General features: G+C 70.5%; 24 protein-coding genes and 4 pseudogenes. 11 read left to right on the top strand and 17 right to left on the bottom strand.

The genetic code is table 11. From position 1 onward, the window contains the following. Window positions 1–13 precede the first annotated feature (13 nt). The 11 genes from ACZ6ZT_RS30190 to ACZ6ZT_RS30240 form a co-directional block, all read right to left on the bottom strand. Window positions 14–2326 carry an SDR family oxidoreductase gene (locus ACZ6ZT_RS30190; protein WP_469723304.1) on the bottom strand — a complete coding sequence of 771 codons (2313 nt, stop codon included), beginning with the start codon at window positions 2324–2326 and terminating at the stop codon, window positions 14–16. 2 nt (window positions 2327–2328) lie between these two features. Next, window positions 2329–3276, bottom strand: a complete 948-nt coding sequence (locus ACZ6ZT_RS30195; protein ID WP_469723305.1) for an aromatase/cyclase — start codon at window positions 3274–3276, stop codon at window positions 2329–2331. Between the two features lie 53 nt (window positions 3277–3329). Next, window positions 3330–4115 carry a 3-oxoacyl-ACP reductase FabG gene (gene fabG / locus ACZ6ZT_RS30200; RefSeq protein WP_469723306.1) on the bottom strand — a complete coding sequence of 262 codons (786 nt, stop codon included), beginning with the start codon at window positions 4113–4115 and terminating at the stop codon, window positions 3330–3332. Between the two features lie 31 nt (window positions 4116–4146). Next, a complete protein-coding gene (locus ACZ6ZT_RS30205) occupies window positions 4147–4416 on the bottom strand; it encodes an acyl carrier protein (RefSeq protein WP_469723307.1) in 270 nt (89 codons plus the stop codon). Between the two features lie 167 nt (window positions 4417–4583). After that, window positions 4584–5801, bottom strand: a complete 1218-nt coding sequence (locus ACZ6ZT_RS30210) for a ketosynthase chain-length factor (RefSeq protein ID WP_469723308.1) — start codon at window positions 5799–5801, stop codon at window positions 4584–4586. Continuing rightward, the gene (locus tag ACZ6ZT_RS30215; protein ID WP_469723309.1) at window positions 5798–7066 is read right to left on the bottom strand and encodes a beta-ketoacyl-[acyl-carrier-protein] synthase family protein; all 1269 of its coding nucleotides are present in this window, start codon (window positions 7064–7066) and stop codon (window positions 5798–5800) included. Before ACZ6ZT_RS30215 ends, ACZ6ZT_RS30210 begins: the two co-directional genes overlap by 4 nt. 37 nt (window positions 7067–7103) lie before the next feature. Beyond that, window positions 7104–7433, bottom strand: coding sequence for a TcmI family type II polyketide cyclase (locus ACZ6ZT_RS30220; RefSeq protein ID WP_469723310.1), 330 nt, complete (start codon window positions 7431–7433; stop codon window positions 7104–7106). A gap of 20 nt (window positions 7434–7453) precedes the next feature. Next, on the bottom strand, window positions 7454–8113 hold the full coding sequence (locus ACZ6ZT_RS30225) for a TetR/AcrR family transcriptional regulator (RefSeq protein WP_469723312.1): 660 nt from the start codon (window positions 8111–8113) through the stop codon (window positions 7454–7456). A gap of 63 nt (window positions 8114–8176) precedes the next feature. Further along, window positions 8177–9652, bottom strand: coding sequence for an FAD-dependent monooxygenase (locus ACZ6ZT_RS30230; protein WP_469723314.1), 1476 nt, complete (start codon window positions 9650–9652; stop codon window positions 8177–8179). Between the two features lie 310 nt (window positions 9653–9962). Next, window positions 9963–11717, bottom strand: a complete 1755-nt coding sequence (locus tag ACZ6ZT_RS30235; RefSeq protein ID WP_469723316.1) for an acetyl/propionyl/methylcrotonyl-CoA carboxylase subunit alpha — start codon at window positions 11715–11717, stop codon at window positions 9963–9965. A gap of 79 nt (window positions 11718–11796) precedes the next feature. Further along, window positions 11797–12072 carry a hypothetical protein gene (locus ACZ6ZT_RS30240; protein ID WP_469723317.1) on the bottom strand — a complete coding sequence of 92 codons (276 nt, stop codon included), beginning with the start codon at window positions 12070–12072 and terminating at the stop codon, window positions 11797–11799. Window positions 12073–12103: 31 nt separating this feature from the next. Between ACZ6ZT_RS30240 and ACZ6ZT_RS30245 the strand changes: the two are divergent. Continuing rightward, window positions 12104–12388, top strand: a pseudogene (locus tag ACZ6ZT_RS30245) (NF041680 family putative transposase); the annotation flags it as partial. 460 nt (window positions 12389–12848) lie between these two features. Further along, window positions 12849–13580, top strand: coding sequence for an SDR family oxidoreductase (locus tag ACZ6ZT_RS30250; protein WP_469723318.1), 732 nt, complete (start codon window positions 12849–12851; stop codon window positions 13578–13580). Window positions 13581–13768: 188 nt separating this feature from the next. Here ACZ6ZT_RS30250 and ACZ6ZT_RS30255 read toward each other — a convergent pair. Both ACZ6ZT_RS30255 and ACZ6ZT_RS30260 read right to left on the bottom strand, forming a co-directional pair. Further along, window positions 13769–14048: pseudogene (locus tag ACZ6ZT_RS30255) on the bottom strand (transposase); the annotation flags it as partial. A gap of 279 nt (window positions 14049–14327) precedes the next feature. Next, complete coding sequence (locus ACZ6ZT_RS30260) at window positions 14328–14630, bottom strand: hypothetical protein (protein WP_469723319.1); 303 nt, start codon at window positions 14628–14630, stop codon at window positions 14328–14330. Window positions 14631–14764: 134 nt separating this feature from the next. Between ACZ6ZT_RS30260 and ACZ6ZT_RS30265 the strand changes: the two genes are divergently transcribed. Together ACZ6ZT_RS30265 and ACZ6ZT_RS30270 are read left to right on the top strand one after the other, a co-directional pair. Then, window positions 14765–15703: an NADP-dependent oxidoreductase gene (locus ACZ6ZT_RS30265; RefSeq protein ID WP_469723321.1), complete on the top strand. Its 939-nt coding sequence runs from the start codon at window positions 14765–14767 to the stop codon at window positions 15701–15703. A gap of 37 nt (window positions 15704–15740) precedes the next feature. Continuing rightward, window positions 15741–15857, top strand: a pseudogene (locus ACZ6ZT_RS30270) (IS5-like element ISMra2 family transposase); the annotation flags it as partial. A gap of 210 nt (window positions 15858–16067) precedes the next feature. Here ACZ6ZT_RS30270 and ACZ6ZT_RS30275 read toward each other — a convergent pair. Next, on the bottom strand, window positions 16068–16946 hold the full coding sequence (locus tag ACZ6ZT_RS30275; protein ID WP_469723322.1) for a sigma-70 family RNA polymerase sigma factor: 879 nt from the start codon (window positions 16944–16946) through the stop codon (window positions 16068–16070). A 79-nt stretch (window positions 16947–17025) separates the two neighbouring features. On the opposite strand from ACZ6ZT_RS30275, the gene ACZ6ZT_RS30280 reads away from it, so the two are divergent. From ACZ6ZT_RS30280 to ACZ6ZT_RS30300, 5 genes and pseudogenes are all read left to right on the top strand, one after another. Next, a complete protein-coding gene (locus ACZ6ZT_RS30280) occupies window positions 17026–17436 on the top strand; it encodes a VOC family protein (protein ID WP_469723323.1) in 411 nt (136 codons plus the stop codon). A gap of 119 nt (window positions 17437–17555) precedes the next feature. Further along, window positions 17556–17903, top strand: a complete 348-nt coding sequence (locus ACZ6ZT_RS30285) for a VOC family protein (RefSeq protein WP_469723324.1) — start codon at window positions 17556–17558, stop codon at window positions 17901–17903. A gap of 193 nt (window positions 17904–18096) precedes the next feature. Next, on the top strand, window positions 18097–18825 hold the full coding sequence (locus ACZ6ZT_RS30290) for an alpha/beta hydrolase family protein (protein ID WP_469723325.1): 729 nt from the start codon (window positions 18097–18099) through the stop codon (window positions 18823–18825). 73 nt (window positions 18826–18898) lie between these two features. Then, a pseudogene (locus ACZ6ZT_RS30295) lies at window positions 18899–19167 on the top strand (helix-turn-helix domain-containing protein); the annotation flags it as partial. Between the two features lie 568 nt (window positions 19168–19735). Beyond that, the gene (locus tag ACZ6ZT_RS30300; RefSeq protein ID WP_469723326.1) at window positions 19736–20269 is read left to right on the top strand and encodes a VOC family protein; all 534 of its coding nucleotides are present in this window, start codon (window positions 19736–19738) and stop codon (window positions 20267–20269) included. Window positions 20270–20357: 88 nt separating this feature from the next. Here the strand turns inward: ACZ6ZT_RS30300 and ACZ6ZT_RS30305 are convergent, their stop codons facing one another. Continuing rightward, window positions 20358–21221: an SCO6745 family protein gene (locus tag ACZ6ZT_RS30305; protein ID WP_469723327.1), complete on the bottom strand. Its 864-nt coding sequence runs from the start codon at window positions 21219–21221 to the stop codon at window positions 20358–20360. Window positions 21222–21279: 58 nt separating this feature from the next. Further along, window positions 21280–21984: a GntR family transcriptional regulator gene (locus ACZ6ZT_RS30310; protein WP_469723329.1), complete on the bottom strand. Its 705-nt coding sequence runs from the start codon at window positions 21982–21984 to the stop codon at window positions 21280–21282. Between the two features lie 163 nt (window positions 21985–22147). Between ACZ6ZT_RS30310 and ACZ6ZT_RS30315 the strand changes: the two genes are divergently transcribed. Together ACZ6ZT_RS30315 and ACZ6ZT_RS30320 are read left to right on the top strand one after the other, a co-directional pair. Next, window positions 22148–22738, top strand: a complete 591-nt coding sequence (locus ACZ6ZT_RS30315) for a YbhB/YbcL family Raf kinase inhibitor-like protein (RefSeq protein ID WP_469723330.1) — start codon at window positions 22148–22150, stop codon at window positions 22736–22738. A gap of 646 nt (window positions 22739–23384) precedes the next feature. Next, window positions 23385–23543 carry a hypothetical protein gene (locus ACZ6ZT_RS30320; RefSeq protein ID WP_469723331.1) on the top strand — a complete coding sequence of 53 codons (159 nt, stop codon included), beginning with the start codon at window positions 23385–23387 and terminating at the stop codon, window positions 23541–23543. Between the two features lie 667 nt (window positions 23544–24210). Here the strand turns inward: ACZ6ZT_RS30320 and ACZ6ZT_RS30325 are convergent. Beyond that, window positions 24211–25191 carry an endonuclease/exonuclease/phosphatase family protein gene (locus tag ACZ6ZT_RS30325; RefSeq protein WP_469723332.1) on the bottom strand — a complete coding sequence of 327 codons (981 nt, stop codon included), beginning with the start codon at window positions 25189–25191 and terminating at the stop codon, window positions 24211–24213. Window positions 25192–25195 lie beyond the last annotated feature (4 nt).

The raw sequence follows: 25195 nt of genomic DNA on the forward strand, positions 1-25195 counted from the left end.
GCGGGCCGGCGGTTCAGCCGAGCAGGGTGCCGCCGGTGGCGTCGACGAAGGAGCCGGTGATCCAGCGGGCCTCGGCGGTGGCGAGGAAGGCCACCACGTCGGCGACGTCGTCCGGCTCGCCGACCCGGTTGAAGGCGGACAGGCCCGCCATGGCCTCGACGGCCTCCGGGATGTCGAACATGGGGTTGCCGTTGCGGGTGATGCCCGGCGCCACGCTGTTGACGGTGATGTTGCGCGGGCCGAGGAGCTTCGCGAAGTGCAGCGCGAGCTGCTCCACGGCGCCCTTCGTCATCGCGTACGCGATCTCGTCCGGGTTGGCGAAGTGGGTCAGGCCGGAGGAGATGTTGATGATGCGGCCGCCGTCGGGCATGTTCTTCAGCGCCCGCTGGATGAGGAAGAACGGCGCCTTCGCGTTGACCGCGAAGAGCCGGTCGAAGATCTCGGGGGTGGTGTCCTCGGCCTTGACCCCGCCCATCACGCCGGCGTTGTTGACCAGGATGTCCAGGTCGGTACCGCCGGTGCGCTCCCGCAGGCCCTTCTCCAGGCCGAGGAACAGCTCGTGGACGTCGCCGGCCACGCCCAGTTCGGCCTTGACGGTGAAGGCACGGCCGCCGTCCTTCTCGATGGAGGAGACGACGTCCTCGGCGGCCGACTCGTTCGACGTGTAGTGGACGGCGACGAGGGCGCCTTCCGCGGCCAGCCGGACGGCCGTCGCGCGGCCCATGCCGCGGCTCGAACCCGTGACCAGCGCGGTCTTGCCGTTGAGCCTGCCTGCCATGCCTGTTCTCCTTCGCTTCGCCGTCACTGCGGCGGATGTGGATGCGGGTGATGCGGATTCGGATGATGCGGATGCGACCGCCTTGCCCGGCGTGCCGAACCAGCGGGTCAGGGCCTCGGTGAGCCCGGCGCCTTCGCCGTCGCCCTCCCCTGCCGCCCACACGACGTGTCCGTCGGGCCGGACCAGTACGGCCGCTGCGCCCGGGTCCGCCCCGGTGGCGGTGACCGTGTCGACGAGGCCGGCCCAGGGGGCCGCCCGGTCCCGCAGCCGCGCGCCTGCGCCGTCGGGCAGCAGCAGGACGCCGTGCCCGGTCCGCAGCAGCGAGGTGCTGGTGACGGGTCCGTCCGCGGTGGTCAGCCGCAGTTGCGGCAGCCGGCGGCCGAGCAGCGGGTGGGTGCCCGGCCCGACGTCGTAGCGGATGTCCAGCCCGGCGATCATCCCGGCCAGGTGGGCCCGTACGTCTTCCTGGCCCACGAGCTCCGCCATGACCTGCCGGGCCGCGTCGACCTCGCCCGCGCCGAGCAGCAGCAGGGCCTGCGCCCGGATGTTGCTCAGGATTCGGGCGCCGACCGCGTGGCGCTCGGTGTGGTAGCTGTCGAGCAGCCCCTCGGGGGCCCGCTCGCACACCTGGGCGGCCAGCTTCCAGCCGAGGTTGACGGCGTCCTGGAGGCCGAGGTTCAGCGCCTGGCCGCCGACGGGCATCTGCTGGTGGGCGGCGTCGCCCGCCAGCAGGAGGCGGTAGTCGCGGTAGGCGGAGGCCTGCCGGGAGGCGTCGCCGAAGGAGTTCACCCACAGCGGGGTTCCGCCGGTGATGTCCTCCCCGGTGACGCGCTTCCAGGTGTCGGCCACGTCCTCGAACGACGGCGTACCGCCGCGCGGCGCCGCGCCGAACTCGTGCACCATCACCCGGGTCACTCCGTCGGGACGCCGGGCCGCGATGGCGAGTCCGCCCTCCAGCCGCTGGAAGCGGCGGTTCGGTACGTCGATGCCGGCGACGTCGGCGCGCAGCAGCTCGCGCCGCGCGTCGACCCCTGGGAAAGCGAACCCTCCCAGGCGCCGTACCGCGCTGTTCTCGCCGTCGCAGCCGACGAGGCACTTGGCCCGGAAGGACGCCGTCGTCCCGTCCGCGCGCAGCACCCGTGCCTCGACGTGCTCCCCGGTCACGGTCAGTCCGGTCAGCTCGTGGCCGCGCCGGACGTCCGCGCCGAGGTCCTGCGCCCACTCCCCCAGCAACTCCTCCATGCGGATCTGCTGGACCTTCCACTGGCCCGGGTACGGGCCGGGGAGCGTGAGGTCGAGCGGGATGCCCCCGAAGTGTCCGTTGGGCTCCCGGGGCACCTCTCCCAGCCGGGCGAGCAGCCCGCGCGAGTCGAGTACCTCCATGGTGCGGGCGTGCAGGGTGGACGCCCGCGACTCCGTGGTCGGTGCGGTCAGCTTCTCGAGGACCACCACGTCCGCGCCGGCCAGCCGCAGTTCGCCCGCGAGCATCAGCCCGACCGGCCCGGCGCCCACCACGATCACCTGCGTGTGCGTGAAGTCCCCGGTCACGGTCAGACCGCCTTGGCTTCCGCGTACGCCTTGGCGTACCCGAGCGTGGCGCGGCTGTTGGTGCTGAGCGCGGTGCGCACGTACTCCCGGGCGTCGGCGACGGTCGCCTCCGGGCCCAGGATGCGGGCGATGTTCTCGGTGTTGATGGTCACCGTGTGCTGGGAGGACGCGGCGACGCCGTTGTCGTTCTCCGCGAACGTCCAGTAGCCGGTGTGCAGGGTCATCAGCGCCGGCAGGGTGACCTGCTTGTAGGCGATCTTCTCGTGCGGGAAGGTCACCCGGTAGGACTTGGTGGTGTGCACCGAGCCGTCCTTGGCCCGGGTGTCCATCTCCAGCGTCTGCAGGCCCGGGACGTCCTCGTCCAGCCGCACCTTCGCGACGTGGGGGAGGCGCTCCTCCCAGAGGTCGGCCTCGTTGATGAAGTCGTACGCGTCCTTCGCGGAGCCGTCGATCTGGACGGTGTCCTCGAAGGAGAACGTCAGGTCCTCGGAGCCGTGGACCAGTTCGATGTTCTTCTTCAGCGCGGCCAGCTCGGAGCGGGAGTTGCGGTCGACGGCCTCGTCGATCCACGCCAGGCCCGCCGGGTCGTCGTCGACGGCCCGGTAGTCGTGCAGCAGCCGGACCCGGGAGACCTCCGCGTTGACGGCTTCGATGATCCAGGTGCCGCCCATGGAGGCGATCGGGGGTACGGAGACCTCCTGGCGGAAGGTGATCCGCAGGTTCTCCGGGTCCAGGGTGCGGTGCGAGGTCCAGTTCTTCGGCTCACCGTTGGCGGTGGCCCATATGCGGATGCGCTCGGTGCCCTCGCCCTGCTCCACGTGGTCCACGTAGATCGTGGGCGGGAAGATCTGCGGCCAGTTCTGCACCTCGGCGATCAGCCGGTAGACGGCGGTGGGCGGCGCCGAGATCCTGATCTCGTGCTCCACCTCGCGCGGGCCGGGCTGCGACATGCTCATGCTCCTTGGAATTCGGGGTCGTTGCGGCGGGCGGGCGGCGGGCCGGCTCAGAAGTTGCCGAGGCCGCCGCAGACGTTGAGCGCCTGCGAGGTGATGGAGGCGGCGGTGTCCGAGGCCAGGTAGCCGACGAGGCCGGCGACCTCTTCCGGCGTGGAGTAGCGGCCGAGCGGGATCTTCGACTGGAACCTTTCGAGGATGGCTTCCTCGGAGGCGCTGTACGCGGCCGCGTAGCCCTGCCGGACGCGCTGCGCCATCGGGGTCTCGACGTAGCCGGGGCAGACCGCGTTCACGGTGATGCCGGTCGGGGCCAGCTCGTTGCCCAGCGCCTTGGTGAAGCCGACGACTCCGTGCTTGGAGGCCGAGTAGGGCGCTCCGAGCACGACGCCCTGCTTGCCGGCGGTCGAGGCGATGTTGATGATGCGGCCGCGGTCCTTGTTGCGCATGCCGCCGGTGTTGAGCACGGCGTGGGTCATGCGGAAGACGCTGTTCAGGTTGGTGTCGATGACGTCGTGCCAGAGGCTCTCGTCGATGTCGGCGGTGACTCCGCCGCCGCTGCGCCCGGCGTTGTTCACCAGGACGTCCACGGGGCCGAAGCGGTCGACCGCGGCCTGGACGAAGGCGATGGCGTCGTCGGTGGAACGGACGTCGAGGGTCGTGCCGTCGACGTCCAGGCCCTCGGCCTGGAGCGTCTTGACGGTCTCCGCGACGTTGTCGGCGTTGCGGGCGCCGATGAACACCTGGTGGCCCGAGCCGGCCAGGAGGCGGGCCGCGGCCAGCCCGATTCCGCTGGTGCCGCCGGTGACGAGGGCGACCCGCTTGTCCTGCTGCGACATGTCTCAGTACTCCAAAATCCGGGAAGGGCGATCAGGCGGTGACGAGGTCCTGGAGGTATCTGTTGACGGCGGCGACCAGGGTCCGCGGGGTGCGGTTGTCCGCGAAGATGTCGTCGTCGAGCGAGATGCCGTACTCGCGTTCGATGCGGCCGCCGGTCTCCAGCAGCGCGAGCGACTCGTAGCCGAGCTCCTCGAAGTCGCTGTCGAGGATGTCGCCGTCGAGGTCGACGCCGTCGCCGGCGCCCGCGCCCTCAAGGAGGATGCGCTTGAGGTCTTCGGTGGTGAACTCCTGCTTGGACATGTGCTTCCTTGCCTCTCGTCGGTGCGTCGTGGGTGCCGCCCCCCGGACGGCCCGCGCGGTGCGGGGCGGTCCGGAACGGGGCGGAAGAAGTACGGGGGTGGGGGGGACGGGCGGCCCGCCGCCGGTCAGGGCAGTGGCGTCACGGCAGACGCCGTCCCGTACGGCGTTCAGTGCGGGGCGCGCACCAGAACCGCCGAGTTGAAGCCGCCGACGCCGCGCGCCAGCACCAGGGCGCTGCGCAGCGAAGCGGTGCGGGGCTGCCCGGTGACCAGGTCGATCGCGTACTCGGGGGAGAGTTCGACGTTGGTGGTGGGCGGGATCAGGCCCTCGCGCATGGCGAGGACGGCCGAGACCACGTCCACGGGGGCCGAACCGGAGTACAGCCGGCCGGTCATCGTCTTGGGCGCGGTGACCGGGACCCCGTTCGGTCCGAAGACCGCGGTGATCGCGTCGGCTTCCTCGCGGTCCAGCCGCGGGGTGCCGGCGGCATCGGCGAAGACCACGTCGACGTCGCCGGGCCCGACGCCCGCGTCGGCCAGGGCCGCCTCGATGGCGCGGCGCAGGCCCGGCTCGCGGCCGCTGCCCGGCTTCGGGTCGAAGGTCGCCCCGTACCCGGCGATCTCGCCGTAGACGTTCTGCGCGCCGCGGGCGCGGGCGGTCTCCTCGTCCTCCAGGATCAGCAGCGCGCCACCCTCACCGGGCACGTACCCGGAGGCCGCCCGGTCGAAGGGCAGGTAGGCGCGCTCCGGCTCATCGCTGGTGGACAGGCGGCCGCCGGCGATCTGCGCGACCCAGCCCCACGGGCAGATCGAGGCGTCGAAGCCGCCGGAGAAGATCAGCTTGCTGCCCTTGCGGATCTGCCGCCGGGCCTGCGCGATGGCGTCGAGGCCGCCGGCGTGGTCGCTGACGACGACGCCGGAGGGGCCGCGCATGCCGTTGCGGATGGAGATCTGGCCGCTGTTGACGGCGTAGAACCAGGCGAAGGACTGGTAGGCCGAGACGTACTGGCTGCCCTGGCTCCACAGGTTCTTCAGCTCGTTCTGGCCGAACTCGAAGCCGCCCGAGGTGGAGGCGGTGACCACGCCCATCTCGTACTCGGGGATGTCCCCGGGCTTGACGCCGGCGTCCTCGAAGGCGCAGTCGGCGGCGACCAGCGCGAGCCGCGTCATCCGGTCGGTCTGCGGGATCAGCCGGCTCGGCAGGTGCTCCTCGACCTCGAACCCGCGGATCTCGCCGGCCAGCCGGGAGGGGTACGAGGACGGGTCGAAGCGTGTGATCCGGTCGATGGCGTTCTTGCCGACCCGGGTGGCGGCCCAGAACTCCTCCACACCGAGCCCGTTGGGGGTGGCGACGCCGATACCGGTGATCACTGCCTTGGCGCTCATGACGCGCTCCTCTCAGGACGGGCCAGCACCATCGCGCTCTGGAATCCGCCGAAGCCGCTGCCGACGGTCAGGACCGCGTCGGTGCGGTGGTCGCGCGCGACGAGCGGGACGTAGTCGAGGTCGCACTCCGGGTCCGGGGTGTGCAGGTTCGCGGTGGGCGGCACCACGTTGTGTTCCATCGCGAGGACGGACGCCGCGATCTCGATGGAGCCGATGGCTCCCAGCGAGTGGCCCACCATCGACTTGATGGAGCTGACGGGCGTGCGGTACGCGTGGTCGCCGAGGCTCAGCTTGAAGGCGGCCGTCTCGTGCCGGTCGTTCTGCTTGGTGCCCGAGCCGTGCGCGTTGATGTAGTCGACCGACTCGGGGTTCATCCGCGCCTCGTCGAGGGCTACGCGGATGGCCTCGGCCATCTCGCGGCCGTCGGGGCGCAGGCCCGTCATGTGGAAGGCGTTGCAGCGGGAGGCGTAGCCGGCGATCTCGGCGTAGATGTGCGCGCCGCGCTTCCTGGCGTTCTCCAGCTCCTCCAGGACGAACACGGCGGAGCCCTCGCCCAGTACGAAGCCGTTGCGGGTGCTGTCGAACGGCCGCGAGGCGTGCTCGGGGTCGTCGTTGCGCGGGGTCGTCGCCTTGATGGCGTCGAAGCACGCCATGGTGATCGGCGAGATCGGGGCGTCGGTGGCGCCGGCGATCATCACGTCGGCGGTGCCCTCGCGGATCAGCTCGACGGCGTGGCCGACGGAGTCCAGGCCGGAGGTGCAGCCGGTGGACACCACCGTGGCCGGGCCCTCCGCGCCGACCGCCCAGGCCACCTCGGCCGAGAAGGAGCTCGGCACGAAGTGGTTGTAGAGGTGCTGGGGCGCGTACGAGTGGTCCACCAGGTCGAGGCGGCCGCCGTCGCTGACCACGCGGTACTCGTTGTCGAGTCCGGTGGTGGCGCCGACCGCGCTGCCGATGGTGACGCCGGTGCGGTGCGGGTCGAAGCCGGCCAGGTCCAGGCCGCTGTCCGCGAGCGCCTCGCGGGCGGTGACCACGCCGAACTGCGCGGCGCGGTCCATGCGGCGGATCTCCTGGGGCGTCAGCCCGTGCAGCTCCGGGTCGAAGTCGGCCTCGGCCGCGATCTGGGAGCGGAAGGAGGAGGGGTCGAAGAAGGTGATGCCCCGGGTCGCTGTGCGGCCTTCGCTCAGCAGACTCCAGAAGTTCTTGGCACCGATTCCTCCGGGTGCCAGCACACCGACACCGGTGATCACTACACGGCGGCCCACTAGCGGTGGCCTCCCATCATGTCGTGGCGGAGCGGCTTCACTTGGAGGCCGTCCAGTCGTAGAAGCGGGTGGCCATCGCGTCGGCCGGCGAGCGCCAGGTCAGCGGGTCGTAGGCCTCGATGAATGGCTTGAGGTCCTGGCTGATGCCGACGAAGCGGGGGTCCGACTTGGCCTGCTCGATCAGCTCGCCGCCGTTGTCGCCGTCGAAGTCCTGCAGGTGGAAGTACAGGCCCTTGTACGAGAACAGCTGGCGGCGGCGGGTGCCCATCCGGTGCGGCATCTCGGTCGAGTCGAACTCGCCGAAGAGCTTGGCGACCTCGGTGCTGGACGCCAGGTCCATCCGAGCCACGATCAGGGTGCTGTGCATGTCTTCTCTCTTCCGTGGGGTCAGCGCGCGGTCGCGGGGCTGAACAGGCGGATGAAGTCCGCGACACCGGCCGTGACGAGGGAGTCGGTCTCGAACTCCGACAGCGGCAGTGCGCCGTGGAACGAGGCCTGGACGACGCCACCCGCGACCAGTTGGATGAATCGGCCGGCAGCGTGGTCGCTGTCGGGGATGTCGAGGAGTCCGGCGTCGCCGAGGCGCTGGAGCCGGCGTGCGAGCTCGCGCTGTGCCTGCCGCGGGCCGGAGGTCTGCCACATCTCCACCACGCCGCCCGGGAGTCGGACGATCTCGGCGCTGAGGTGGCGTACGACGGCGAAGTGCTCGGGGAACACGGCGAGCGGCGAGAGCCAGGCGCGCCCGAGGGTGGTCAGGTCCCGCTCCAGGTCCGTGACGTCGACGAGGTGGTCCTCGGCGATGACGGTCAGGGCGGCGGCGACGGAGGCCGCGCCGTCGAGCAGGACGGACAGCAGCAGCTGTTCCTTGTCCTTGAAGTAGTGCTCTACGGTGCCCTGCTCCAGCCCGGCTTCCTCGGCCACGGCGTCGACGGCGGTGTGCGTCCAGCCCTCGCGGGCGAAGACCGTGCGGGCCGCGGCGACGACGGCGCGGCGCTCCTCGGCCGGACCGGCGCTGGGCCGGGCGATCGTTGCTTGGGTGGTAGCCATGGGTCTGTGTCTCCAGTGGTCCGGCTGATGTGACTGCGTCTGCGGGGTCGGTGCGGGCTGGTCTCAGACCGCGAGGGGCTTGCCGAACCACCGCTCCAGGGCCATCGGCAGGTCGTGGTGGCTGCCGGGCGCGGCCCAGGCCACATAGCCGTCGGGGCGGATCAGCACGGCGGAGGTTCCGTGGAGCCCGCTCGCCGGGGCCGTTTCGCCCGGCTCGGCGGTGACGATGTCGACGCGGTCGGCCCAGCCGGCGGCCCGGGAGCGCAGCCGTGCGTTGTCCTCGAAGTCGAGCAGGACTCCGCGGGCCGAGTGCAGCAGTTCCCGGCTCGTCCTGCGGCGCTGTCCGATCGTCAGCTCCACGTGCGGCATGCGCCGGCCGAGGAGCGGGTGGTCGCCGTAGCCGACGTCGTAGCTGATCTCCAGCCCGCTCACCATGGCGGCGAGGTGCTTGGCGACGTCCTCGTACCCGATCAGCTCGCCGAGCACGTCGCGGAGCGGCTGCACCTCCGGGCCGCTGAGGAAGAGCAGGCCCTGTGCCCGGGTGTTCATCAGGAGGCGCTTGCCGACGGCGTGCCGTTCGGTGTGGTACGTGTCCAGCAGGCCCTGCGGCGCCCAGCCGTTGACCTCGGCGGCGAGCTTCCAGCCCAGGTTCACGGCGTCCTGGATGCTGGTGTTCATGCCCTGGCCGCCGGCCGGCAGGTGGATGTGCGCGGAGTCTCCCGCGAGCAGCACCCGTCCGCGCCGGTATTCGGTCACCTGCCGCGTGGCGTCGCCGAACGAGCTCACCCACACCGGCTCGGCGTGCGAGATGTCGTCGCCCGTGAGCCGCTTCCAGGCGTCCGCGACCTCCTGGAACTCCGGGGGGCTCTGGCGGCGGCGCGGCGGGGTGCCGCGCTCGCACACGATGATGCGGGTGATGCCGCCGGGCAGCGGGCCGACCATGACCATGCCGCCGGGCAGCGTCTCCCCGATCATCCGGGTCTCCAGCTCGATGCCCTTCAGGTCGGCGAGGAACATCTCCATCGTCGAGGCCGTGCCGGGGAAGTCGAAACCGACCGCCTTGCGCACCATGCTGCGCCCGCCGTCGCATCCGACCAGGTAGGCGGCGCGCAGCGTGGTGACGCCGCCGGGTCCGCGGACCTCGACGGAGACCCCGTCACCGTCGTCGTCGATGGACAGCACCTCGTGTCCGCGCCGCAGGTCGGCGCCGACGCTGGTCGCCCATTCCTCCAGGTGCGTCTCGGTCGCCGACTGCGGCACCGTCTTGGCGGCCTGGAGGGCCCCTTCGAGCACGGAGAAGTCGACCGGGATCCCGCCGAAGTGCCCGTGGTTGCTCGTCTCGACGTCACCGAAACGGGGCAGGATGCCCCGCTGGTCGAAGACTTCCATCGTGCGGGCGGTGAACCCGAGGCCACGGGATTCTCCCGTGCGCTGGGGAAGTCGCTCCAGAACGATGACATCGACTCCCGCGAGCCGCAGCTCACCGGCGAGCGTCAGCCCGGCCGGACCCGCGCCCACGACAATCACGGCAGCGTCCATGTACCTCTCCTCAGACATCTCTAGGTTCCTTTCAGCGGAAGCTGTTAATAGTCTCCGCGATGAAAGAGAAAGCAACAATGCGCTGCTATTCAAACCCTGGTGATATTCCGTCACGGGTTCGCGCATTATTCAGCGAAGTGTGAAAGGAACTACAGAGGAACTAAAAGCGGGACGTCACCGGCCGGGCCGGACGGGACACGCTCGGATGCCCGTACGGGCCTTCGCGCGGGTGCCCTGACATGCCGGAAGGCGGTACCCCCGGGTGGTCCGGTGGTACCGCCTTCCGCATCCGTTCCGTAGAACGGGCGTGTCAGTCTTTGATTTCGCAGATGGTGGCGCCGGAGGTGAGGGAGGCGCCGACTTCGGCGTTGAGGCCGACGATGGTGCCGGAGCGGTGGGCGTTGAGGGGTTGTTCCATCTTCATGGCTTCGAGGACGACGATGAGGTCGCCTTCGTTGACCTGCTGGCCTTCCTCGACGGCGACCTTGACGATGGTTCCCTGCATGGGGGAGGCCAGGGTGTCGCCGGAGGCGGCCGGGCCGGACTTCTTCGCGGCGCGGCGCTTGGGCTTGGCTCCGCCGGCCGCGGCGGTGCGGGCCAGGGTCATGCCGAGCGAGGACGGGAGGGAGACTTCGAGGCGTTTGCCGCCGACCTCGACGACCACGGTTTCGCGGCCGGGTTCGTCTTCGGTGTCCTCGGTGGGGGGGACCACGAAGGCGGGGATGTTGTTGACGAACTCGGTTTCGATCCAGCGGGTGTGGATCGTGAAGGGGTTCGTGGTGAAGGCGGGGTCGGTGACGACGGCGCGGTGGAAGGGGATGGCGGTGGCCATGCCGTCGATGTCGAACTCGGCGAGTGCGCGGGCGGCGCGTTGTAGGGCCTGTTCGCGGGTGGCGCCGGTGACGATGAGTTTGGCGAGGAGGGAGTCCCAGGCGGGGCCGATGACCGAGCCGGTTTCGACGCCGGTGTCGAGGCGGACGCCGGGGCCGGTGGGCGGGGAGAAGCGGGTGACGGTGCCGGGGGCGGGGAGGAAGCCGCGGCCGGGGTCTTCGCCGTTGATGCGGAACTCGAAGGAGTGGCCGCGCAGGGCGGGGTCTTCGTAGCCGAGTTCTTCGCCGTCGGCGATGCGGAACATTTCGCGGACGAGGTCGATGCCGGTGACTTCCTCGGTGACCGGGTGTTCGACCTGGAGGCGGGTGTTGACCTCCAGGAAGGAGATCAGGCCGTCGGCGGAGACGAGGAATTCGACGGTGCCGGCGCCGACGTAGCCGGCTTCCTTCAGGATCGCCTTGGACGCGGCGTAGAGCTCGGCGTTCTGGGCGTCGCTCAGGAACGGTGCGGGGGCTTCCTCGACGAGTTTTTGGTGGCGTCGCTGGAGGGAGCAGTCGCGGGTGGAGACCACGACGACGTTGCCGTGGGTGTCGGCGAGGCACTGGGTTTCGACGTGGCGGGGCTTGTCGAGGTACTGCTCGACGAAGCATTCGCCGCGGCCGAACGCGGCGACGGCCTCGCGGACGGCGGAGTCGTAGAGCTCGGGGATTTCTTCGAGGTTGCGGGCGACCTTGAGTCCGCGGCCGCCGCCGCCGAAGGCGGCCTTGATCGCGATGGGCAGGCCGTGCTCTTCGGCGAAGGCGAGAACTTCGTCGGAGCCGGAGACGGGGTCGGGGGTGCCGGCGACCAGGGGTGCGCCGGCGCGCAGCGCGATGTGGCGGGCGGCGACCTTGTCTCCGAGGTCGCGGATGGCCTGCGGGGGCGGGCCGATCCAGATCAGGCCGGCGTCCAGGACGGCCTGGGCGAAGTCGGCGTTCTCGGAGAGGAAGCCGTATCCGGGGTGGATGGCGTCCGCACCGGAATCGGTGGCGGCCTGCAGGATCTTGGCGATGTCCAGATAGCTGGCGGCCGGGGTGTCACCGCCCAACGCGAAAGCTTCGTCCGCCGCTCGGACGTGCAGAGCATCCCGGTCCGGATCGGCGTAGACGGCTACGCTCGCGATCCCGGCATCCCGGCAGGCCCGAGCAACACGGACAGCGATTTCGCCACGATTGGCGATGAGTACCTTGCGCACGATGGCTCGTTTCTCCTGACGACCTAGAGATCGGGGCCAGTTTCCCCACAGGCATCATCAGAGATCAACTCGACGCTGTTCAGACGTTGGTGAATTCCTCGCCGCCACCGGGACAAGAACCGGTCACATGGATTCCGTTTCTTTCCTTCCGCTGATGTTCCCCTAAGCCTTTCCTTTCCTCGAACAGCGGGCCGAGGAGGCCCCAGATGCGCTCGGAGGTCTCCGGGTCCCACCACGTGGCATCAACGCGGCCAAGCGATTCCAGGCCGGCCGTCACGACCACGGCCAGGTCCGCCACGCCGTCCTCGTGCAGCCCCCGCATCCGGTCGCGCACCTGGCCCAGAACCGCTCCCACGAGCTGCGAGTTGCCGTCGGATCCGTCGGGGTTCCGTTTTGTAAAGCAGACGCTGGGCTGGACGACCCCGAAACTGCGTACTCCCGAGGCCGCGGACCGCTGGACCTGGCTCCTGGTCGTCGCCCACACCCAGCTCCGCCCCGCCCGGCCGCTGGCCGCCGACCTCCGCCGCCCCTGGGAGAAGCCGGCCAAGCCCGAACGCCTCACCCCGGCCCGGGTCCGCCGCCGGTTCAGGAACATCCGCGCCCACCTCACCTGTCCCGCCCGTGTTCCCCAACCTCGTGGCACCGGTCCCGGACTACCGCCCGGGGGCCAAGAACCGCCGACCCCGTGGACCACGACGGCGTCGGCGGTCTCCAGGGCGAGGTCGGAGCTGTTGATCGTCTCTCAAGGCCGGGCAACCAGGAGCGGCCTCTCAGGCCCTCGGCCGGCGTCACCAGCCTGCCGCGCCCGGACTTCGCCGGTCTCGTACGTTCCTGACATGACCGGAGACCGACCCCGCACGTCCATCAGCGCCTGGAAGCCGTCGGTCCCGGGGATCACAGGCGCGTCCTCCACGTCCCGGTAGCCGGTGGCCTGGACCTCGGGATACTGGACGAAGCGGTCAGACAGCGCGCACGTCGCGGGCGCCGAGACGCAGTGACCTCGGCGTACTCCCTCTCGGCGGTACCTGAGCGAGATGGACCCGGGCACGGCGGAACGCCAGGTCGGATTCCTGCCAGTGCCTGCGGGCACCTTCCCGTTTCATTGAATCAGCAACCAAACGAGGAGGATGCATGAACGGCAAGGCGGTACTGGTGACGGGTGGTAGCCGGGGTATCGGTGCGGCGATCGCAGTGGCGATGGCCGAGGCGGGAGCCGATGTCGCCATCACCTATGCGGCCGACGAAACGGCGGCGGCAGAAGTGATCGGCAAGGTCGAGGCGCTCGGCCGTCGGGGCATCGCCGTGAAGGCGGACGCGGGTGACGCCGGTGACGTTGCGGGCGCCGTGGACTGGGCGAAGGACTCACTGGGCCGGCTCGACGTACTGGTCAACAACGCGGGTGTCGGCGTCCTCGCCCCGCTGGAGCAGCTCACCCTGGCCGATGTCGACCGCGTGCTCGGGGTCAACGTACGGGGTGTCTTTCTCGCTTCTCAGGCGGCAGCGGGCCACATGGGTCAGGGAGGCAGGATCATCACCATCGGCTCCTGCATGACCCGCCGCGTGCCGGGTCCCGGGGGGAGCCTGTATGCGATGAGCAAGTCCGCGCTGACCGGACTGAACAGGGCCCTCGCCCGTGAGCTCGGTGGACGGGGCATCACCGCCAACATCGTTCACCCCGGGCCGGTGGACACGGACATGAACCCGGCCGATGGGCCCTACGCGGCTCCGCAGGCCGCGATGACGGCACTGGGGCGGTTCGGCCGTCCGCGGGAGATCGCCGACACGGTCGTCTTCCTCGCCGGAGACGAAGCCGCGTACATCACCGGCTCCGAGTTCTCCGTCGACGGCGGCCACGCCGCCTGACCGCCCGCCCCTGCCCGACATCGCCGGGCAGGGGCGGGCGTTTAACCGTCACTGGCACGCCGAAAAGTGCCCGCACTACCCCGCCACCGGAGCGGGCACTGCGGCGAGGCGGCTCCCGTACGGCGTCACGCCCGCGCGCTTGACGGTCGGGTGGGGCGATAGCCGGTCGGAGCGCGGGGTCGGTGCGCATGGCGTGGGGTCCCAGGCTGTCCCTGCGCCTTTTGCACGGGGCTCGGACCTGTGAGTTCGCCCCTCTTTTAGCCCTGACGTGGGCGCAGTCGAGGACCACGCGGGAGAGGTTTCGAGCAGGCCGGCATCGTCAAGCCGGTGCAAGATCTCCTCGTGGAGCCGGCCCCACACTCCTGCCCGCGACCAGATCAGGAACCTGCGGTGCGCGGTGGACTTCGATATCCCGAAGCATGGCGGCAGCGCCCGCCAGGCACAGCCGCTGACCAGCACGTAGATGACTAAGCGCCGTAGTTGGCCGGTCTGGCCGACTACGGCGCTCACGCTTCAAGGGCGATCCGGCCAAGGAAACTGGACCGGAACGACTGGTTCAGTTGGTGCTTGGTTCTGCGGCTGCTGCGGCTGTGTCCTCGCGGAGCAGTTCGGTGTCGTCGGTGTTGAAGGCGGCGTTCCAATCCCCCGGCCCCGCGAACCAGCCAGGTGATCATTTGTCAGACAGGCCCCAGCGGGATCCCGCCGCCAGCGTTTCGCGGCGGCGGACCCCCGCCCGGGCTGAACCCACTACGGATCAGACGGCCACCCCCGCACGGGCTGCGCGCCAGGTCCATGCCGTACGCATCCGCGCTCCTCCCCGGGTGCGGCGTGGGGCACGCCGTGGCGGATGACGCCGTCCCCGGAGAGGTTGGCGCCGCCCCGCAGCCCGGCCGGCCAGGACAAGGCGACGTACGCCCACCCCCGCACGGCCTGATCCCGCTCCACCAGCCGCAGACCGCCCACTACGGCGAGCGGCTCCACGCCGGGCACGGGCACGGTCAGCCGCTCGATGGTCAGCCCCGATGCCGGCGCGCTCCGGTCCGCCAGCACTGCGGCGTCGTCTGCCGCGATACGTTCTGCCGCGGCCCGACGGCAGCGCAATGTGGTCGAACGCGGCAGCAACAGCACTCGGCTGCAGGCGAAACCGCTTTCCTCCCATGATCATCGGACTCAGAATGATCCGCATGACTACGACACGGGTGATCACACAGCAGGCCATCGGCCGCTCCGACGTGCTGGAAATCGCCGAGATACCCCTCCCCTCGCCGGGCCCCGGCGAGGCCCTGATCCGGGTACGGGCCACCGGCATGAATCCCGCGGACTGGAAGGTCCGCGCCGGCAAGGTGGACTTCTTCGGCCCGCCGCCGTTCGTGCTCGGCCACGAATTCAGCGGCACGGTGGAGGCCGTCGGCGAAGGCGTAACCCGCTTCGCGGCGGGCGAGGAGGTCTACGGCTGGACCGTCCCGCCCCACGGCAGCCACGCCGACCACGTGGTGGTCAGCGAGGACCGGATCGCGCCCAAGCCGCGCACCCTCGACCACGTCGGCGCTGCCGCCCTGCCGATCTCCGGTTTCACCGCCTACCAGGCCCTGGTCACCCTTTCCGACGTACAGCCCGGGCAGCGAGTGCTGATCCACGGCGCGGCCGGCGGGGTCGGCCACCTCGGCGTACAGATCGCCAAGGCTCGGGGCGCGTACGTGGTCGGCACGGCCCGCGCCGCCAAGCACGAATACCTGCGCGGTCTCGGCGCCGACGAACTGATCGACTACACGGTGGATGACTTCTCGGCCCTACGCGGCATCGACGCGGTGCTGGACACCATCAGCAACGATTACGGCCCGCGCTCACTGCCCACCCTCAAGCCGGGCGGCATCCTGGTCGACGTCGTCGGCGTCGGCGTGGACCGCAGCGAGGTGACAGCCCGCGCCGCCGAACTCGGCGTGCGGTTCATAGAGTTCTTCCTGGAGCCGACACCCGCCGTGCTGACCGCCTTCGCCGAACTCGTCGACACCCACGGCGTACGTCCCACGATCTCCGAGACCTTCCCGCTCACCGAGGCCGCGAAGGCCCACGACCTCAGCGAAACCAGCCGGGTACAGGGCAAGATCGTCCTCGTGCCCTAGGGCGTGTCCGCGATGTCGATTTGCCGTTACGCCGTTCGTGGTGCGACGTCATGAACTGACTGATCAGGCCTGGGACGCGATCGGGCCGTTGCTGGCTCCGCCCCGGATGGGTCGTCCGGTGCGGGGCCGGCGTCAGGTCTTGAACGGGATCCTGTGTGTGCTTGGGAAGTAATACCACCGGGCCTGCACCCGCGGGACCGGCTCCGGAGCCGCGCGCACGATGTCGCGGGTCGTTGTCACCTGCGCCGTGCTGCGGGCGCTGCGGGTTCGACGAGTGCGCGTTCAGGAGCTGTCCGGCCGATCATGCGCGAAGCCGGACGCGGTGCCCTGGTCGAGCGTCACAGGGGCGGCGGGGCACAGCTGCTCACGTCGGGCCCGGCAGGTTCATCCGCGCGAGCTTGGCCGGGTCGACCACGGCGCCGATGGCGGTGATGCGGCCGTCTGTGACGGTGAACGCGAGGACGGAGAGAGGGGTCCCGTCCTCGCGCCAGGAGATAACTCCGGGAAGGCCGCCCACGAGGGCTGCCCGGCCCTGGGTGGCCGCGCTGGCGGCCAGCTGCGCGCCGGCGGCGACCTTGGTGGCGCCGAGGGTGACGACCAAGCCGCCGGGGGTATCGACGGTGAGCCGCACCTCGGGGTCGAGCACGCGCAGCAGACCCTCGAAGTCTCCACCGCGGGCGGCCGCCAGGAAGGCGGAAACCACTTGGCGCTGTTCCCGGCGTGCGCTGGCCGGCTGCTCGGCTGCCTGGACCTTTCTGCGGGCGCGGCTGGCGAGCATCTTGGCGGCGTCGGTGGATTTGCCGAGGATGCGGCCGATCTCGTCGAAGGGCACCGCGAACAGGTCGTGCAGAACGAACGCCATCCGCTCGCCGGGCCGGAGCGATTCGAGGACGACGAGGAGCGCGAGTCCGACCGAGTCGGCGAGCACCGCGTCGTCGTCCGGGGCGGGAGCGTCGTCGAGCGTCACCACGAGGTCGGGCAGACGGTCGTCCAGGGGTGCCTCGGGGCGGGTCTGGCGTGACCGGAGGACGTCGAGGCTGATCCGGCCGACCACGGTGGTGAGCCAGCCGGAGAGGTTGTCGATGGTGGCCGTGTCCTGGCGGGAGAGCCGCAGCCAGGCTTCCTGGACCACGTCCTCGGCGTCCGCGTGCGATCCGAGCACGCGCTGGGCGACCGCACGCAGCCGGTCGCGCTGGGCTTCGAACGCCTGCGCCACCGGGTCCGCCGAGCCGGTATCGAACATGTTGTTACCTTCCCTGAACCCGCTCCGTCATGAGTGATGACGGGCCCGGAGGGGCTCAGGTAACCGCTGAAGGAGCACCATGCTGACGAACATCATGTACGTGACGCTCTATGTCACCGATCAGGAGCGCGCGCTGAGGTTCTACACGGACCAGCTCGGCCTGGAGAAACGCATCGACTACCCGGGACCTGACGGACGCTTCCTCACCATAGGCGTCCCCGGCAGCCCGCTCGAAATCATCCTCTGGCCTCACACCGCGGCCGCCGGGCAGCCCGCCGAGCTTCAGCCCGGCACCACACCCGGCCCGGTCTTCCTCGAGTCGGACGACCTGCGCGCGGACTTCGAGGTGCTCCGTGAGTGCGGTGTGACGTTCGACCAGCCCGAACCGGAGGACTACGGGTACGGGGTCCGCATCGAGGCGGTGGACCCCGACGGCAACCGGATCTCGCTGCGCCAGCGCGCAGCCTGGCAGAGCCGCGGCGATGGCTGACCGTTCGTGGACTCGGCGTGGCCGGCGCCGGACGGCGCCGGCCACGCCGGGCTCAGAACAACGACTGCGAGAGGCCCAACGGTGTTGACCACAGACCCTGACGGACGAGGTACTGCAGCATGCCGATGACGATCAACTCAGTGGTCGCGCGACAGCGCGTCGACGACCTGGAGGCGGCCATCCCCTTCTACGAGCGGTTGACCGGCGAGGCGGCCGACCGCTTCGGCTTCGCCGGTGTGTGCCTGGCGAGCGTCGGGCCCTTCCTTCTGTTCTGCGGTCCGGACGAGGCAGCGCGCAGGGTCGCCCAGGTGAGTGCCACCCTGGCGGTCTCAGATCTGGCCGCCGCCGTCGAAGAAGGCATTGCAGCCGGTGCCACCGTGGTGATGCCGGCGCAACCCACCCCCAACGGCCACCGAGCGGTGCTGCGGCACCCTCACGGGGGCGTGTACGAATACGTCGGCCCCTGAGCTAGTGCCGCAGCAGGCAACGTTCACTCGGGCAAAGCACGAGTGATGATCTTCGTGATACCTTCGGCGCCGCCGTGCACCACTGCGAAATCGAGGAGGTGAGACCGATCAACACTGTCACAGGTCGGGCCTCCCTCCTTTGCATGGCCTAGGGAGCGCCCGCACAAGGCATCCCGAAAGGCTTGAAACGCTGATGCGCTTCACCTCCCAGACGTCGTCAGACGGCGTCACCGAACAGTTCTTCATCCTTGACGAGATCCCCGGCGTGCTGTGGACGCCGGAAGACGCCTGCGGTACTCGTCCCCTGATTCTGCTGGGCCACGGCGGCGGGCAGCACAAGATGACCCCTGGCACCGTGGCCCGCGCGCGCGGCTACGCCGCCGAGGGTTTCGCAGTCGTCTCAATCGACGCGCCCAACCACGGTGACCGGCCCAAGGACGAGAAATTCGGCCGGATCGCGGCCGGGATGCGGGCTAGCATGGCCGCCGGTGAGAATCCGGGCGTGCTGGTCGCCGGCATGCATGGCTATCTGGCCGGTCAGGCCGTCGCGGACTGGCAGACGGTCCTGACCGCGGTCCAGCGCCTCGATCAGGTCGGCGTCGGCCCGGTGGGTTATTGCGGCATGTCGATGGGGTGCGGGCTCGGCATCCCGCTCATTGCCGCAGAGCCCCGGATCCGCGCCGCGGTGCTGGGCCTGCTCGGCGTCCACGGGCTGGCCGAGGACGCCGCGCGGATCACCGTGCCGGTGCAGTTCCTGGTCCAGTGGGACGACCAGATGGTGGCGCGGGACCAGAGCCTGGCCTTGTTCGATGCCCTGGCCTCGGCTGAGAAGACGCTGCATGCCAACCCCGGCAAGCACGGGGATGTGCCGTCGTTCGAAGTGGACAATTCGCTGAGGTTCTTCGCCCGGCATCTGAGCTGACACGAGATCGCAGTGCCCGGCGCGCTGGCCGGAACTCGTTCCCGGCCAGCGCGTTCGGTCCAGGCTCTTCGACATGGCCGAGCGGGTGCAGGCGCGCGCGATCGATGATGACGAGGGACGGCGGCTGCTGCGGATCATCCGCAGGGGCACCGGGCCGGTGGTGACTGGCGGCGGGCCCAAATGGTCCGGCTGACCGCGCAGGGCATGCCGGCAGCGAGGGTCGCCGAGGTGTCGTTCACCAGCGACGACCGGGTCCGGTATGTGATCCACAACTTCAACGCCGACGGCTTCGATTCCCTGTATCCGAAGTACAAACGCCCCGCCAACGTCCACCTGCGGGAGGCTGTGGCCGACGGCCGGTTCGGGCAGCTGAAGCACCTGGAGATCGAGGGGCGTACCGCGCTGATGTGGGAGGGCTACGCCCTGGGCCTGGACACCCTGGCACTCGACATGATGCACGCAGACTTCGACCTGGCCACCAGCCTCCTGGGCACCCCGGACACCGTGCACGTCACCGCCACCGAGGGGTCCGAGGGGCGCGGCTCGGCGGCCGAGGTGCTCCTCGCCTTTCCCGGCGCCGCCGCCCGTCTCACGTCCTCCTCGCTCATGCCGAAGCCGTACGGGATGCGCGGCGGCTACCGTGCCACCTTCACCGGCGCCGTGCTGGAGCACAGCATGGGCACCGACTTCACCGGCCCGTCCACCGGAACCCTCATCGCCCACACCCCCGCAACGGCGAGTGTCATCGACCTGCCGGACACCAGCCCGTACGCGGCGATGATCGACCACGTCCTGGACGTCCTGGCCGGCCGCGCCGAGAACCGCATCACCCCCGACAGCGCCCTGAACGCCCTGCGCCTCACCCTCGACGTCCACCAACGCCTCACAGGAGCCTGAGCCGACCGGTCTCATGGCCCCCGGGACCGACCTGCCGCGTCCGGCCCCACCCCGGCGGCCGGGCGGGGCCCGGGCCGGGAGAGTAGGACGAGTACTTTCGCGGACCTCGTGCACCACCGCTCCACGAACAGGAGACCCTCATGCCTTTCGCCCCTGCATCAGCGTCAAGGACACTGCCGCCAGCATCGCCTTCTACAAGTCGATCGGTTTCGACATCGACTCCAGCACGGCCCGCGACGGCGACGACATCCACATGCTCCTCCACCAGGGACAGTTCTGCGCGATGCTCTACCGCGACGCCGATCTCAAGAACTGGCTGCCCGTCCTCGCGGAGACACCCGTGGGGTTCGTCGGCATGTTCTACCTCCCCGTCGACGACCTCGAAGCCGCCCACGAGCACGTCTCCCGGCACGCGGAGATCGTCAAGCCCCTGACCAGGGACCACAACGGCCAGCGCGAGTTCTACTTCCGCGACCCCGACGGCTACATCATCGGTTTCAACGACAAGGCCGCCCTCGAAAACAGCGACCTCGGCCAGTACGCCTGACCGACAGCACGGCAACCGCCGTCACAGCCATCGCAGAACTGAACGTCCACCTGACCGTGGTTACCGTGAGGCGCCGGACCCCCCGCCCTCAGCCCTTGCCGAAGTGCACGGCGGGGAAGGCGCCCGCCGCCCTGAGGGTTTCTGAGAAGCCGCCGGCCAGTTCGGTGAGGCGTGCGGTGGCGGCCGGGCCAAGGTGGTCGTACGGGGCGGCGCCGAGGCGGTCGGTGAGCACCTCGGTCTCGCCACGCAGGGCCGTGCCCGCCCGCGTGAGGTTGCCTGCCTCGTCCAGCAGGCCGCGTTCACGCAGCTGGTTCCGGGCGATGTCCCATTGCTGCGCGGACCACCCGCGGGTCCGCATGAACAGTGCCGACGTCGGTGCCGTGCCGGTGGCGTTGTGCAGGACCAGCGCCTCGATGCCGGACAGGCCGGCTATCGCCAGGGCGGCGAGGTGACCGTCACCCCGGTGTTCGCGCAGCAGTGTCGCGGCGTGCCACAGGGCCAGGTGCGGTTCTTCGGGTACGGGCAGGTCGGCGTTGGCGGCGTACAGCGGGCGTGCCTCCCGGCGGCAGGCTTCGGTGGCGTGCAGCGCCAGTTCGGCCGCCTCGGTCATCTCCTTTGAGATCAGGGCTTCCTTCCCGAGCATCCGCTGCAGCGTTCGGCCGGCGCCGCGCAGGCGTGCCGTGATCACCTTCTCCGGTGTGGTGACGGCCCATGCGGCGGGGATGTACCGCTGCACGTGCTGGTGGTTGAAGTTGTAGAACGTGGCTGTGACGGTGCCCGCGTCGACGGCCCCGAGCGGTGCCGCGCGGCTCGCGAGGTAGACCATGGGTCCGCGCTCCAGCCCAAGTGCGGCGAGTTCGCTCTCCTGCTCTGGCGCGAAGTACACGGATGCGTGCAGAGGGCTGACGGCGTTGTGGCAGTGGCGGCTCGTGCTCGCCTCGAAACTGGTCATGCTGGGACTCCGGTCTCGGTGATCGGGTGCGGTCGTGCGGCCAGGCGGGCGGTGCGCGTCAGGCTTCGTCCGCGGGTTCGTGGTGGGGGCAGTCGGTCAGTCCGGCCGCGGTCTGGGTGAGGTGCCGGGTCAGGACCTCGGCCGCGGTGTCGGCGTCGCGGGCGAGGGCCGCCTCTTCCAGCCGGCGATGTTCCAAGGCGCCGTCCCGGCCGGGGTTGCGGTGCGCCGACCAGCGGCGGGCCAGCTCGCTCGCGGTCCACATGCGGTCGAAGGTCTCCAGCAGGACGAGGTTGCCGCATCCCTCCAGCAGGGTGCGGTGGAAGACCCGGTGGGCTTCGGCCCATGTGCCGCTGTAGTGCTCGCCCTCCCCCGCTACGTACGCCGGGGTGCGGGCCAGACGGTGGTGGGCGGCTCGTACGCGGGCTTCCCAGTCGATGTCACCGCGTTCGACGGACATGCGCAGCATGACCGGTTCGATGCTCCGGCGGGCCTCCGCGATGTCCTGCCAGCGACGGTCGGAGAAGGCCGGGACGGCGAAGCCGCGGTTGGGCAGCCGGTCGGCGAGGCCCTCACCGACCACCCGTACGAGCGCCTCGCGCACGACGGCCAGGCTCACGCCCTGCTCTTTCGCGAGGTCTTGGGGTTTGAGGGCGTCACCGGGGGCGTGATCCCCGCGCATGATCGCCTCCCGCAGGTGTGTGTAGACCTGCTCGGAGAGCATCTGCTTCCCCGCCGAGGCTGAGGGGTGGGTCGTCTGGGTCATGTCTACACAATAGACGATCAGGCGAATAATCGATTATCGGTGCTATGGTCGATCTCGGTGGTGAGCAGAAGCGCGACCGCATCGCCCTCCCGGCGCTGCCACGGCGGGCCCTCCGTCGGCCGCATCACCACCACCCCACGGCCCACCTGAGAGGTACGACACCTTGAGCGCCAACGACCCCTTTGCCCGTCTCCCCGAGGCGGCCTCTTTCACCGTTGTCAGCACCACCGTCACCGACGGCGCCGCCTGGTCGATCGAGCAGTTCTCCGGCCTCGCCGGCGTTCCCGGCGGGAAGGACGTCTCCCCGCAGCTTTCCTGGAGCGGCGCCCCGCAGGGCACCAGGAGCTACGCGGTCACGGTCTACGACCCCGACGCCCCCACCGGGTCCGGCTTCTGGCACTGGGCGGTCGCCGACATCCCCGCCACCGTCACCGAGCTGCCCGAAGGCGCCGGCGACGACACCGGCTCGGGGCTGCCCGGGGGCGCGTTCCAACTGCCCAACGACACCCGCGCGGCCCGCTTCATCGGCGCCGCCCCGCCGGCCGGACACGGCCCGCACCGCTACTTCACCGTGGTGCACGCCCTCGACGTCGACACCATCGGCGTCCCCGCCGACGCCACCCCGGCCGCCCTCGGCTTCACCATGGCCGGCCACACCCTCGGCCGCGCAATCCTGACCGCCACCGCCGAGACTCCCGCGGCACCGCGCCCGCTTGGAGGAGGAGCTGTTGCGGGCGTAGGGGCCGGGCAATAGGCCCGCCACCTCGCACGGTCGGTACGCGCTGATCGGACAGCCCGAGACCCTGGCCATCGTGGAGCGGATGGATGGAGACCCCTACCCCGCGTTCGGTCTGCGCAGTCAGTGGGAGAAGGAGCTGGAGACCGTCCTGCTGGATGACTAGGGCGAGGGTGAGGGCCCGGTCGTGCCAGCCGGCCTTGCGGGCGAGGGCAGCTTGCTGGCGGGCCGCCTCCGCGACCGCCACGGGCGCCCCCGCGGCGGCGGCGAAGTGCCGGGCGCGGTCGGCTGCCATCCAGCCAAGTTGCGGCTGGTGGCCTGGTGCCCGGCGGAGAGCAGGCGAGGGAGGCGCAGGGCGAGGCCGGAGTGCGCGCAGTCGTTGAATTCGGACGAGGCACGGCGGGGTTCCGCCGCAAGGACGTCCACCGGCGTGGTCCTCCGGTTGTTCTGTCCGCCCGGCCGGAACCTGTTCTCACGGCTCCGGCCGGGCGGAACACGACCCGATAGGAGCTCGTCAAAGAGCTGACTGCTGAGCACGCGACCCTGGCCAAAGCCCTGGACAGCGAGGTCACCGTCCAAAACCCCGGCCTGCGAGCCACCTACGGAGTCGGCCCCGACACCGCGGCCCCAGCTGCTGATCACGGCGGGCGGCAACCCCGAACGCATGCGGACCGAGGCCTCCTTCGCCGTCCTGTGCGGAGCCGCACCGGTACCTGCCTCCAGCGGTCGCACGTACCGGCACCGCATCGCACTCGTTCGCGTGGCCGCAGACTCCCGCACCCGCGCATACGTGGCCCGACAGACCGCCGTCGGCCGCACGTAGAAGGAGATCATCCGGCTCCTGAAACGGGCCACCGCCCGGGAGATGTTCCGCCTGCCTGACCACCACGGTCACTGCCCCCGGCATTGCCGGCCTGCGACCTCGGCGGCAGTCCAAGAACATCACCCTCACCACCGCCGCACGGCACTTCGGCCTCTGGACAGCCACGATCTCCGCCCTCGAACGCGGTATCCGCCGAGACGACGACCTCGCCCACACTTACCGGGACTGGCTCCGTGCCGCCTGAGAGTTCATGGAACGTCTGGCACGTCAGGCCACGGGTGGCCGTCAGACGAAGCACCCGACGGCCGGCCCGCGCGCACGAAGTCGCCGTACTCGTCCTGGACGACGTTCTCGTTGACCCACCGATCCCGCTCGGCTCCAGTGCGATCCTCAGCAACGATCAGCGCGGCCAGAGGGTCTTCTGCCATGCCCAGGAGCCGACCGAACTCGTCGGCCTCTTCGTCGGACGAACCTCGACACAGCGCACACCCGGGCGCTCTGCCGAGCCGTACGGCCCAAAGGAACTGCTCGACCGAACGGCCCCGCCGCAAGGACCCAAGGATGAACGACTCTGCCAAGTACCGCACCCGACCCCCCTACGACGCACAGCCCGCCTCAACGGCTTGACGATCAATGGGGGCATCAAGAAGGTCCCGAGGTTAAAAAACTAATTCCCCTCCGGCGCGGAGTTGGAAGACTTCAGTCCGGTGAGGACGGGGCGGTGGTCGCTGCCCAGGTCGGGCAGGACGCGGGTGTGGGTGGCCTCCAGGCCGCGTAGCAGTGCGTGGTCGATCCGGACCATGGGGAAGGCTGCCGGCCAGGTGAATCCGAAGCCCTGGCCCGCGTGTTCCTGGGCGGGGGCGAGGTGTCGGGTGAGGGGGGCCAGGCCGCGGTCGGCGAGGCTGCCGTTGAGGTCGCCGAGCAGGAGCACGCGCGGTTGCGGGTCGCGGGCCACGCGGTCGGCCAGCTGGGCTGCGGCCGCGTCACGGGCACCGACGGCGAAGCCTTCGCTTGCCCGGACGCGTACGGAGGGCAGGCGCACCGCGTATACGGAGGTGTCTGCGCCGGGGGTGGCGGCTACGGCCCGGATTGCGTGCGGCCAGGGACCGCCCAGGTCCATGGCCTCGACCTGGCGCAGGGGGTGGCGTGACCACAGGCCGAGTGTGTTGTGGGTGGTGTGGTGGGGGTAGGCCGCCGCGAGCGCCTTCTCGTAGGCGGGCACGGCCGGCAGGGGGACTTTCTCCAGGGCGACGACATCGGCGCCGGTGGCGATCACCTGGCGGGCGACGGCCTCCGGGGTGGTACGGGCTCCGCCGACGTTGAAGGACAGGGCCTCGAACTCGCTGGGTCCGGCCCGGGGCGGCGGTGTCAGGGTGGGGACGAAGAGGTGGCACCAGGCGGCGAGGGGCACCAGGGCTGCGGCTGCCGCCATGGTGGTGCCCCTTGCAACGGCTCCCAGCAGGAGGACTGCCACCGCGATGCCCGACCATGGCAGGACGGTCTCGATGAGGCTGCCGAGGTGACCGGGCCGGTCGGGCACGAGCTGCGGGAAGAGCAGCGCTCCGGTGAGCAGGGACGCCGGGATGACGATGAGCGCGGTGCGGCGGGGCCGGTGGCCGGGACGGCCCCGCCGTGTGCTGCGGGTCATGGAC

Source organism: Streptomyces sp. NPDC102258 (genome assembly GCF_055584685.1).

Excerpts from the sequence above, each read along its gene's own strand:
- ACZ6ZT_RS30195 (WP_469723305.1), bottom strand. The coding sequence starts at position 3,276 with ATGTCGCAGCCCGGCCCGCGCGAGGTGGAGCACGAGATCAGGATCTCG.
- fabG (WP_469723306.1), bottom strand. The coding sequence starts at position 4,115 with ATGTCGCAGCAGGACAAGCGGGTCGCCCTCGTCACCGGCGGCACCAGC.
- ACZ6ZT_RS30205 (WP_469723307.1), bottom strand. The coding sequence starts at position 4,416 with ATGTCCAAGCAGGAGTTCACCACCGAAGACCTCAAGCGCATCCTCCTT.
- ACZ6ZT_RS30210 (WP_469723308.1), bottom strand. The coding sequence starts at position 5,801 with ATGAGCGCCAAGGCAGTGATCACCGGTATCGGCGTCGCCACCCCCAAC.
- ACZ6ZT_RS30220 (WP_469723310.1), bottom strand. The coding sequence starts at position 7,433 with ATGCACAGCACCCTGATCGTGGCTCGGATGGACCTGGCGTCCAGCACC.
- ACZ6ZT_RS30225 (WP_469723312.1), bottom strand. The coding sequence starts at position 8,113 with ATGGCTACCACCCAAGCAACGATCGCCCGGCCCAGCGCCGGTCCGGCC.
- ACZ6ZT_RS30230 (WP_469723314.1), bottom strand. The coding sequence starts at position 9,652 with ATGGACGCTGCCGTGATTGTCGTGGGCGCGGGTCCGGCCGGGCTGACG.
- ACZ6ZT_RS30250 (WP_469723318.1), top strand. The coding sequence starts at position 12,849 with ATGAACGGCAAGGCGGTACTGGTGACGGGTGGTAGCCGGGGTATCGGT.
- ACZ6ZT_RS30265 (WP_469723321.1), top strand. The coding sequence starts at position 14,765 with ATGACTACGACACGGGTGATCACACAGCAGGCCATCGGCCGCTCCGAC.
- ACZ6ZT_RS30275 (WP_469723322.1), bottom strand. The coding sequence starts at position 16,946 with ATGTTCGATACCGGCTCGGCGGACCCGGTGGCGCAGGCGTTCGAAGCC.
- ACZ6ZT_RS30280 (WP_469723323.1), top strand. The coding sequence starts at position 17,026 with ATGCTGACGAACATCATGTACGTGACGCTCTATGTCACCGATCAGGAG.
- ACZ6ZT_RS30285 (WP_469723324.1), top strand. The coding sequence starts at position 17,556 with ATGCCGATGACGATCAACTCAGTGGTCGCGCGACAGCGCGTCGACGAC.
- ACZ6ZT_RS30290 (WP_469723325.1), top strand. The coding sequence starts at position 18,097 with ATGCGCTTCACCTCCCAGACGTCGTCAGACGGCGTCACCGAACAGTTC.
- ACZ6ZT_RS30300 (WP_469723326.1), top strand. The coding sequence starts at position 19,736 with ATGGCCCCCGGGACCGACCTGCCGCGTCCGGCCCCACCCCGGCGGCCG.
- ACZ6ZT_RS30305 (WP_469723327.1), bottom strand. The coding sequence starts at position 21,221 with ATGACCAGTTTCGAGGCGAGCACGAGCCGCCACTGCCACAACGCCGTC.
- ACZ6ZT_RS30310 (WP_469723329.1), bottom strand. The coding sequence starts at position 21,984 with ATGACCCAGACGACCCACCCCTCAGCCTCGGCGGGGAAGCAGATGCTC.
- ACZ6ZT_RS30320 (WP_469723331.1), top strand. The coding sequence starts at position 23,385 with ATGCGGACCGAGGCCTCCTTCGCCGTCCTGTGCGGAGCCGCACCGGTA.
- ACZ6ZT_RS30325 (WP_469723332.1), bottom strand. The coding sequence starts at position 25,191 with ATGACCCGCAGCACACGGCGGGGCCGTCCCGGCCACCGGCCCCGCCGC.